This window comes from Priestia sp. P5_B4 (assembly GCF_056400385.1).
Genome location: NZ_JBFULJ010000893.1, coordinates 1 through 1,560, shown reverse-complemented (window position 1 = coordinate 1,560; position 1,560 = coordinate 1). Strand labels below are relative to the sequence as shown.

Sequence of the window (1,560 nt, the reverse complement as noted above, 5' to 3'; positions counted from 1 at the left end):
GTACCAGATGTATAAGGAAGGAATGCCGTATCATCCTTAGTTGTTTTAGCTGCTTGGAACTGTTCTGATGCATCAACCGTAAGTGACTCTAAGCGCGTCCATGACGTAACATCAGCACCAAACGTAATTTTATGTTGTAGAGAAGTAGGGAAGTTTTCAATCTTATCGATCTCATTGCAGAAAGGATGGTAAGAAATAATCGCTTTTGCTTCAGCGTGATGTAAACGATATTGGATATCTTTTGCGCGTAATAGTTCTGAAGAAGGAATTACAATAATACCTGCTTTTAAGCATGCTAAGTAAATAGCGTACGATTCAATAAGGCGAGGTGCAATAACCAAGACATGATCGCCTTTTATTAAACCTAGCTCTGTTAACCCGTTTGCCACTTTATTAGCTTTTGCTAACAGCTGGTTATATGTAATTTCCTCACGCGCACCGTCGGCGTCCTGCCACTTTAACGCAAGCTGATCGGATGCATGTTTTTCAATTTCCTCTGTTAAGTTGTAATGTTCACTTGGAACTAAATCTTTTAGTTGAATCATAAAAACGACTCCTTATATTATAGATATCAATGATTTTTTATCATTACTATTATTATATTACTAACTATTAGTACTTGCTACTAATTTGTTTTGGGTTTTAGTAAAAAGCAAAAAAAGACCCGCTTATCTTATTAAGACAGCGGGTATAACGTATGTTATTTAAATAAGCTCCATTTTGTATGAATAGGTACTAGCTCTTCTTCAGACTCGTCCTCTTCGTATAAACCACGTTCTTTTAAATACTCCACAAAATATAAGTCTGCTTCCTTACGTTCATCATAAGGCTTGATCGATAAAACAAACCCTACTTTATGCTGATCTTCATTTTCAACGCCTGAGAGATACGCTTTTATATTATGCTGCAAGAAAAGCTCTTTAGCAGGAATAATTAAGTCTTTAACGAACTTCGACAGCAATTCTAGCTCAAAGTCGAAGGTGAACTTAGCAATTTTTTCTAGATCTGCAAATACCACGCCGATAAAGCTCGTATTATGTATTTCGTAGTCTTTCGTTTTTTCATCCCACTCAATATGTCCGATTTCCTTTAAGTAATTAATAAAATACCCAATGCCTTCATTGCTGCCAAAAGGCTGTTTAGAAAGGACTAAACCAATCTTCTTGTACTTAGGAAGATACACGCATGAGATAGCGGCTTCAACTTTATGCTGTTGAAATAAGTGCGTTGCCCCTTGAAGCAAGGCATCTAAGACATGATGGGTAATTTTCATTTGCTTACGAGGAAAGTGATATTCATTGCGTGCTAATTCATCTGTATCAGCAAACGTTGCTCCAATAAAGCCTGTATTGGATAGGGTAGGAGGGAGCTTCTTTCTTTTTCTTTTTCGTACCGTCATTCAAAAACACTCCTTGTGATCATCAATACGATAAAAATAAAACGAACATACGTTCTTATCTAATGATACAAAAAACGTGTCGAAAAGTAAAGAGAAGTTAACGGAGAATTTGAAATTTTATAATAAAAGTAACTAAAGTTTGTAAAACGTAGCGGTTAGTA

General features: G+C 35.9%; 2 protein-coding genes. Both read right to left on the bottom strand.

What is annotated here, in order from left to right:
• A partial coding sequence (locus tag AC1DRF_RS27230; RefSeq protein ID WP_477742213.1) for an AMP-binding protein occupies positions 1 to 545 on the bottom strand: 545 nt, incomplete at its 3' end.
• A 155-nt stretch (positions 546 to 700) separates the two neighbouring features.
• Entirely contained in the window at positions 701 to 1,399 is a 699-nt protein-coding gene (locus AC1DRF_RS27225) for a hypothetical protein (RefSeq protein WP_427076498.1), read from the bottom strand.
• Between the last annotated feature and the right edge of the window lie 161 nt (positions 1,400 to 1,560).

Bases quoted from the DNA above. Each gene is read 5' to 3' on its own strand.
- AC1DRF_RS27225 (WP_427076498.1), bottom strand. From the start codon at position 1,399: ATGACGGTACGAAAAAGAAAAAGAAAGAAGCTCCCTCCTACCCTATCC.